The sequence below is a fragment of the Staphylococcus sp. GDH8C109P genome, assembly GCF_017893405.1.
In the GTDB taxonomy this organism is placed as follows: domain Bacteria; phylum Bacillota; class Bacilli; order Staphylococcales; family Staphylococcaceae; genus Staphylococcus; species Staphylococcus cohnii.
The window spans coordinates 22,599-30,634 of record NZ_JAESMX010000012.1; the positions used below are offsets into that span (position 1 = coordinate 22,599).

General features: G+C 30.6%; 9 protein-coding genes and 2 pseudogenes. All 11 read right to left on the reverse strand.

Features of this window, described 5'->3' with window-relative positions; translation table 11 throughout:
- Nucleotides 1–174: 174 nt before the first annotated feature.
- The gene (locus KA867_RS04805; protein WP_210123092.1) at nucleotides 175–396 is read right to left on the reverse strand and encodes a helix-turn-helix domain-containing protein; all 222 of its coding nucleotides are present in this window, start codon (nucleotides 394–396) and stop codon (nucleotides 175–177) included.
- Nucleotides 397–908: 512 nt separating this feature from the next.
- A pseudogene (locus tag KA867_RS13400) lies at nucleotides 909–1,664 on the reverse strand (ISL3 family transposase).
- Nucleotides 1,665–1,762: 98 nt separating this feature from the next.
- Nucleotides 1,763–2,455, reverse strand: a complete 693-nt coding sequence (locus tag KA867_RS04820; protein WP_011867731.1) for a Crp/Fnr family transcriptional regulator — start codon at nucleotides 2,453–2,455, stop codon at nucleotides 1,763–1,765.
- Nucleotides 2,456–2,471: 16 nt separating this feature from the next.
- Nucleotides 2,472–3,023 carry a Dps family protein gene (locus KA867_RS04825; protein WP_210137184.1) on the reverse strand — a complete coding sequence of 184 codons (552 nt, stop codon included), beginning with the start codon at nucleotides 3,021–3,023 and terminating at the stop codon, nucleotides 2,472–2,474.
- 1 nt (nucleotide 3,024) lies between these two features.
- Nucleotides 3,025–3,261, reverse strand: a complete 237-nt coding sequence (locus tag KA867_RS04830) for a heavy-metal-associated domain-containing protein (RefSeq protein WP_210123099.1) — start codon at nucleotides 3,259–3,261, stop codon at nucleotides 3,025–3,027.
- 63 nt (nucleotides 3,262–3,324) lie between these two features.
- Nucleotides 3,325–5,175 carry a heavy metal translocating P-type ATPase gene (locus tag KA867_RS04835; RefSeq protein WP_025904410.1) on the reverse strand — a complete coding sequence of 617 codons (1,851 nt, stop codon included), beginning with the start codon at nucleotides 5,173–5,175 and terminating at the stop codon, nucleotides 3,325–3,327.
- Between the two features lie 589 nt (nucleotides 5,176–5,764).
- Nucleotides 5,765–5,848 carry a type I toxin-antitoxin system Fst family toxin gene (locus KA867_RS04840; RefSeq protein WP_210137185.1) on the reverse strand — a complete coding sequence of 28 codons (84 nt, stop codon included), beginning with the start codon at nucleotides 5,846–5,848 and terminating at the stop codon, nucleotides 5,765–5,767.
- Nucleotides 5,849–6,014: 166 nt separating this feature from the next.
- A complete protein-coding gene (locus KA867_RS04845; protein WP_002452612.1) occupies nucleotides 6,015–6,362 on the reverse strand; it encodes an ArsR/SmtB family transcription factor in 348 nt (115 codons plus the stop codon).
- Nucleotides 6,363–6,380: 18 nt separating this feature from the next.
- The gene (locus KA867_RS04850; protein ID WP_064206565.1) at nucleotides 6,381–6,998 is read right to left on the reverse strand and encodes a CadD family cadmium resistance transporter; all 618 of its coding nucleotides are present in this window, start codon (nucleotides 6,996–6,998) and stop codon (nucleotides 6,381–6,383) included.
- A 373-nt stretch (nucleotides 6,999–7,371) separates the two neighbouring features.
- Nucleotides 7,372–7,803 (reverse strand): universal stress protein, encoded by a 432-nt coding sequence (locus KA867_RS04855; RefSeq protein ID WP_002512578.1) that lies wholly within the window; start codon nucleotides 7,801–7,803, stop codon nucleotides 7,372–7,374.
- 133 nt (nucleotides 7,804–7,936) lie between these two features.
- Nucleotides 7,937–8,036: pseudogene (locus KA867_RS04860) on the reverse strand (IS6 family transposase); the annotation flags it as partial.

The window sequence follows — 8,036 nt, forward strand, 5'->3', positions numbered from 1 at the left end:
TATATGATTAGAGTGTACCTTAAATAGATAAACTTCTCGAAGTTAATATATTTATTTTCTATACGATAAAGTAGAGTCCATTAATAGCTTTTATCTTTATGATCCCTTCATTCAAAAACAAATGAAATCAAAAAAATAGAAAGGCAATGAAATATAATTGAGTATAATCACATTTCATTGCCTTGGAATATAGTCATACACCTCTGCTAATAGTTGAAAGAAGTCAATTTCTAGAGCAGTTGATAATATTTTCAAAGTTGATAAACTAGGTAAATTATATCCATTTTCAATATTAGTTAAAGTCTTTACAGATAGATCTTCATATTCTATTAATCCTTGTCTTACTTGATCATCTAAGAAATAACTCCTTGTATCTTTTTTTAAAGATAAATTCATTCTATGTTCTCTTATAATTGATCCAAATTTTATTAAGTCTCTATTTTTTCTTTAGAAAAAATCCTAAAGGAATTGGGAATATTCACCAGCAAGCTGACCAAACTTAAATTTTACATTGTAAAATTTAAAGGTTTATAAGTATATAAAATAGTAATAAAATATTATTTTATTTTTTAATATAATAATATTTTTATAAGGCCGTTATAGGGGAATTTTATTAAAGGTGGGATAGATAATGAATGTATTAACGCAAGAAGATAGAATACAAATTTTATCTGATATTGTTGAAATTAAAACCGTAAATGATAATTAATTAGAAAGGTTCTGTGTCAAATAGTGTTGGGGACCAAAAGTAAATAATCACAGTTAAGATTTAAATGAAATTTTTAATAACTGAAAGGCCATGTTTATTTTCAAGATAAGCATGACCCTTTTCTCGCCCTTAGGCGAGAAAGTCGGATCAAGAGTTGGATAATTAATAATGAAAGCTAACAAGTGTCATCGTCTAATATTTAAGCTGCAACTGGTTGGAAAGTCGCAGGTAGTGGATTAGATGGTTTAAAGATCAGTTTAAATTGTAATAGAATTCTGGCTCTGAAATTTCTAAAGCTTGCGTAGCCATATCCTGTACGTTTGATTAACTTAATCTTGTTATTCATACCTTCGGTAGGACCGTTAGAAACACGATAAATTAAAGCATTTTCGACATATGGTAAGAATCTTTCCAGTGTATTAATCGTTTTTCTTACCTTTTTATTTAATCTGACTTTCTTTAAATCTTGTAAAGTGGCTAATAAGTAACTGTAGTCTCTAGTTTCTGTCGCAAATTTAAGGTCATTCATCACTTGGTAAGCTTGTTGTAATTTCGGAGAAAGACTTAATAAATAATCTACCATACGTTGCTCACTCATCTTTTCATGGTATAGGCGATGATAATAATAGTTTGAAAAATCGACATAATCAGCATTTTTTAATATCAATCTCTATTGATTTTTTAGTTTTCGATAATCTGTAGGGCGACTTTTTTTGATTTCATTCATGACTGCAATCCACATTGAGTTAATTGTATTATTTAGTAATTGTACGATATGAAAACGATCAATAACAATTTTTGCATTAGGGAAAAAAGCCTTAACAACACTTATATATGGAGAATATAAGTTCATTGAAATCGTCTTTACTGCAGTTCGTGCTTCTTTAGAATAGCGATGGAAATACCGAATTAACGACTGCTGTTTTCCATCCTCTATAATGTTTCCTGCTTTCAAGTATATTGTGGTAATTTACTTTATTTTAGGATTTCATGGCCTTTTTGTATACCCAAAAAACCGTGAGAGTATTATCCTCTTACGGTTTTTTCGGCACTTTAACTTGATGAAAATAATAATTCATCTAAATCAAATATCTCAATATATTTATGCGTATGTTGTTTAATTAAACCTTTTTCTTCCAATGCTGAAAACTTTCGACTTATTGTTTCAGGAGTTGTACCCAAATAAGAAGCTAGATCCTTTTTTGACATTGGTAAGGTCACATAAGTATGATTTTCTTCATTCTCAACGTATTCTGATAGAAAATCAATAATACGAGACTCTACTTGCTCCATACCAACCTGCATCGTTTGCTTTTCTGATACCTGTAAACGTTTCGTAACGTCTGATAGGATTCTTCTCATAATTTCTGGGTAAGCATCTAAATAGTCATTCATATCCTTTTTATGAATTCTACATATACTTACTTCTGATATTGCTTCAGCATAATTAGAATGGTAACTTTCAGTTTGAAAAATAGCCACTTCTCCCATAAAATCACCAGGATTTAGTATGCGTACAGTTTGTTCACGACCGGATTCATTTAAGTTATAAATACGTACACGCCCATTATTTACGATATATAGTGTGTCATCTTTATCACCACTTCCAAATAACAACGCATTCTTTTCATAATGTACTTCATGCGCTGATTGTGCAATTAAACTCATTTGTTCTTCATTTAGGTGGTTAAAAATCGGAACTAAACGTATACAATCTACATGACTATGGTGATGATGGTGTGCCATACAACTTTCCTCCTAATTAATCATTATCTATATAGTCATCGTCTTCTAGCGCATCCTTATTAACAAAGGCTTGAAGTTGCCAAATATTTACATCTAAATAATCTTTATAACTAATTAGTAAATCCTCTAACGCATCATCTGCTTCTTCTTGGGCTAAACGCATTGCACGAATGGTAAATTCACGGTTAGATCTAAAATCCTCTACTAACTGTAAGACCATTTCTTCAGCAGAATAATATTTTTCAGACAGATCTTCAGAAATCGTTGTAAATTTTTGGAATTCGGTAGTTGTTGATGCTGGCTTAAATCCTGAAGCTAGTAAACGTTCTGCAATTTTATCAAACCATGTTTCATTTTCATTATATAGTTTTTCAAATACCTCATGCAATGAATAAAAATTTGTGCCTTTTACATACCAATGATATTGGTGTAATTTTACATGAAAGGTATGAATATTAGCCAGTACATGATCTGTAACAGCTGCTGCATTAATCTTAGTATGATGAATGTGTTCTTTATAGGCTTGTTCAGCAGCTAATTTTTCTTGTCTTTCATTTACTGTTGTCATTTTATACACCTTCCTTTACTTTTGAACTAATAACGGAATATCCTAAGTTTTCAATAGCTTTTTCAATTGTATTCAAATTGACTTGTTCTTTATCAAAATCCACTTTTACCTTACTTGCATTGAACAGCACTTTTACAGAATCTTTTTCTACACCAGCAGTCTGTTTTAAACCACTTTCAATTTTTTGTAAACATGATGGACAAGTTAATGTTTCTAATTTTAATGTTGCTTTAGTCATATCTATCACTCCTTTAAATAAATTATATAAGGTATTTTTTTAAAAATAATTGACACGGATCAATTATCTTAATTGATAACTTCTTAATCTCATTGCATTTAAAATAACGACCAAAATACTTGCCTCATGAACTAACATACCAATTGACATAGACATCCATTCACTAAATATTAAACTACCCAATAATATTATCACCACACCAACAGCAATGAGAATATTTTGTTGCATATTCGCGTATGTCCCTTTAGCTAAACCTAAAGCATGGGGGAGACGATTAAAATTGGAATTCATTAGAACAATATCTGAACTTTCAATAGCCACATCTGTCCCATTTCCCATAGCTATCCCTACTTCTGCAATAGCTAGAGAAGGGCTATCATTCACACCATCACCAATAAAAGCAACAATTTCACCAGTAGACTGTCTTTCTTTTAAAAATGCTTGCTTGTCCTCTGGTAGCATATCGCCATGGGCCTCGGTTAATCCTAGCTCCTTTTTAACTAAATTAACTGTACCTTGATTATCCCCTGATAATACAATGAGATTTTTAACACCAAGTGATTTTAATTTTTGTAGGTCTTGTTTAACGCTTGGTCGAACTTGGTCACGGATTTCCATTAAAATGATTAACTGACGATCAACTGCCGTTAATACAATTGAACTACCGGCTCTTTCTAATTTATCTAATTCTTTAAGAACATCATTAGATAGTGGAATACTTTCTTGTTCCATTAAGGTTTTATTCCCTACTGCAACAATGTGTCCGTCAACGTGAGCAATTATACCCCCACCTTTTATAACCTGTGTACTCTCTACAGGTCTTAGTTTATATTGCGCTAATTTATTTGTAATAGCGACAGCTAAGGGATGGTCAGATTCCCTTTCAATCGAGTATAATAAAGATAAATCCTCCTCTTGATTATTTCCATAGTAAACGAATTCGCTAACTTCAGGCTTTCCTTCAGTTAAGGTACCTGTTTTATCAAATAGGACTGTATCTACATTCGCAAAATGACTAATCACTTCAGAACCTTTAAACAAAATACCATTCTTTGCACCATTTCCTATACCCGCGACATTTGAAACAGGTACACCAATGACCAAGGCCCCTGGGCAACCAAGTACTAATACAGTAACTGCAAGTGCTGTATCTTTAGTTAATACCCAAACTAATAGCCCAATGATAAGTACTACAGGTGTATACCAACGAGAGAACTGGTCAATAAATCGTTCAGCTTCCGATTTAGAATCTTGTGCTTCTTCTACTAACTCAATAATTCGACCAAATGTAGAATCTTCCCCAATTCTATCAGCAACTATTTGAATAGTCCCATTATCCATAATGGTACCGGCAAATACTTCATCACCTTTCTCTTTCTTTAGAGGTAAAGATTCACCGGTGATATTAGCCTCATTTACATGTCCTTTTCCAGTAGTTACCCTACCATCTACTGGAATCTTAGCCCCAGTTTTTACTATGAGAATATCTCCTTCCTCTACTTCATCAATATCTACTTCTTCAAATTGTCCGTCGTACAATTGCTTAAAAGCAGTCTCTGGAGCCATTTCCGTCAACTCTTTAATAGCAGACCGTGTTTGCTTAAGTGTACGCTGTTCTAAATATGATCCAAATAAAAATAAGAAAGTAACAATAGCTGACTCTTCGTAATTTTGAATAAAGAAAGCACCAATAACCGCTATAGTTACTAAAACATCAATACTCACTACTTTTACTTTCATAGCCTGATAAGCCTGTATTGCGATTGGTATAACACCCAATATAGAAGCAATTATAAAAGCACTATTAAAGATAACCATATTGCTAAAGATAAAATGTGCAATAAAACCTATAATAATAAGTAAACCACTAATAACAGTAATATGATTTTTATGTTTCAAAATAGTCTGTTGCATATAAACCTCTCCTACACTTTAGTTTAATCATAGTGTATTCGTTTTTAAGAAATATAAACTTGACCCATATCAATCTTATCTAATAAATATAGCGAATAATATTTAGGCTTAAACAGATAGATATATAAAAAGAGTCCAGAAACTTTATGTCCCGGACTCATGAAACAGAAAAATTTAATTATATATCGAGAGAAAAAGATATATTTGAAAATCTCTATGAAAATGTCTTGCCTTATAACCCATATATTTATGGAATTAATGAAAATCAAATAAACACTTATTATAATAACTATGAATTAGTTAAAAATAATAAGGATTTATTAAAATTACTAAAGTTAAAAGGAATTCATTTCGAAAATTCTTTAAGAAATGATCCTCTTTATAGCGAACAATACGAAGTATTTAGAAATTTACTTTAGTGTGATTAGTCTGAATACATGGTTTTGCATTCCTCTACCAGCCAGTGTTATAATTTAATTAACAAATAGTGTACTAACATGATAAACACCGAGCCCGATAACTACTGCGAATAGTTATCGGGCTCTTTTGGTGTATTAGCTATATGTCGCCGCTAAATTACTTTTCACGATTAATTCAGCCAATGAGAAAATAACGTGAGTATAACTCCTACTATGATAGGAGCTATAATAGTTACAAATAGTGTACTGAACATGATGTCACCTCCTTCCATGCTAAATACAGCACAGAAGTGAACGACAACCTTTGTATTATATCATTTCTAATAATTGAGTTACAGATGACTTCCGATAAGTCATTTTATGTTATATCTTTGCTTATTTTTATAGTATCAAGACAAGAAGAAACTCGTTTCACTCGTTTCAAAAACCCTTCTGATTTTTAGAGAAAAACTCTCTTATTTCATCGTCTTTAATAAAATAATATGCCATCTTTCCATCTTTATAAAAATCAAGCACCTCATTTTTATATAAAAGTCTTAAATGATGTGAAGTTGAAGCAATACTCATTTTCAATATCAAAGAAATATCACAAACACACAACTCATCTTCTTTAATCAAAGATAATATGATTTTCAATTTTTTCTCATCACAAATTTTTTCTAAAATGTTAAGTAATTTCTTAGATTTATCATCTTCTAAAAAACTTAAAGCATTGTTAACTTTATCCTCATGTACACAGATCACATCACAAGCATTTTCATAGCTCATATAAAATCACACCCTAAATTAAAATATAAATCCTAAAATTGTTCCAATAGTGTCATTTTCAATAATAATAAATAAACCTAAAGCTATGTAAATAACAGCCATAATCCAACGACTAAATTTCTCAACAATTTCTCCAACTCCTGGAATATTAGCTAATTTTTGTGCAGTAAATACCAAGAAGAAAATTAAAATTAAAAAGACAAACAAAGTAATTAATAAATCAGTAACACTTAATGTCACAAAATATGGAACAAATAAACCAATATTATCAGCACCACAACTTGCTATCGTAACAATTGCAACCGTACCAACTAATTTAGACAATCCTTTTTCATTCAATTCTTTTTTAGCTCTCTTTTCTCCTTCACAATCATCATAAATAGCTACTTTAATTCCTAAATAAATCGGTATTAACCCTAATAATCCTAATATCCATTTTTCAGGAACATAATTTAAGACAAAGGCAAAGAATAAACTTACGACAATCAATGTCACAGATCCTACATATTGACCAATATAAATATCTCTATATTCTTTTCTAGTCTTTGCTCTAGCAAAAAATATTAATAAAATTACTAATAAATCAACTGCTGTAGCAATATAAAGAACAGCAGCAGTGACAACCGTTTGAATCATACATACACCTCATTCAAAAATATTTTTGAATGTATTATAACTAATATTTTTAAATAATCATAGGTGCTTTATTCCAATTGCTTTATTGACGTTGAGCCTCGGAACCCTTAACAATCCCAAAACTTGTCGAATGGTCGGCTTAATAGCTCACGCTATGCCGACATTCGTCTACAAGTTTAGTTAAGGGTTCTTCTCAACTTCAATAAATTTTCTCGGCATAAATGCGTGTCTAATCTTTTTTAGAACGACTAATCAAAAAATAATCTAAAAAATCACAAACCAAAATTAAAAAAATAAAAAAGCCTAAATACTTTCTCACAAATCGAGAGAGTATTTAGGCTTTTTGAATTAATAAATTTCTTACTTCTTATGTTTATTTAACAATTAGTACTGGGACAGAACTTCTTTTAGCAATCTTATGTGTAACATCTCCTAAAACATGTTTAATATTCCAATCGACTCTATGATTACTCATAATTACTAAATCAAATTCACCATTATTTATATCTCCAGAAGTAATTTTTTCTAAGATTGTATCTTTAATATGCCCAAAATCTACATCTATTTTATATTGAATATCTCTTTTTTCTAATTCACGTAAAAATGGAGTAAGTTTTTTTTCTTTTTCTCTAATAATATCTTTTTTATGCTTATTATAATATTTGACATTAATTGCAAGATCATTTTCTGTTACAACGTGATAAATTACAACAACTGAATCTTCATCGGTGGCTTTTTCTAAATAGTCAGGGATAGCACTAAAATCATTTTCGAAATCATAGGGTAATAATATATTTTTGAACATCTACACCAACCTCCTATTACTTATTATTTAGATGTCTATTACTTATATATACCCTGAATATATATGCTTATTCTGGTTCTGTTGCAAAGTAAAAAAATATAGCTAACCACTAATTTATCATGTCAGTGTTCGCTTAACTTGCTAGCATGATGCTAATTTCGTGGCATGGCGAAAATCCGTAGATCTGAAGAGACCTGCGGTTCTTTTTATATAGAGCGTAAATACATTCAATA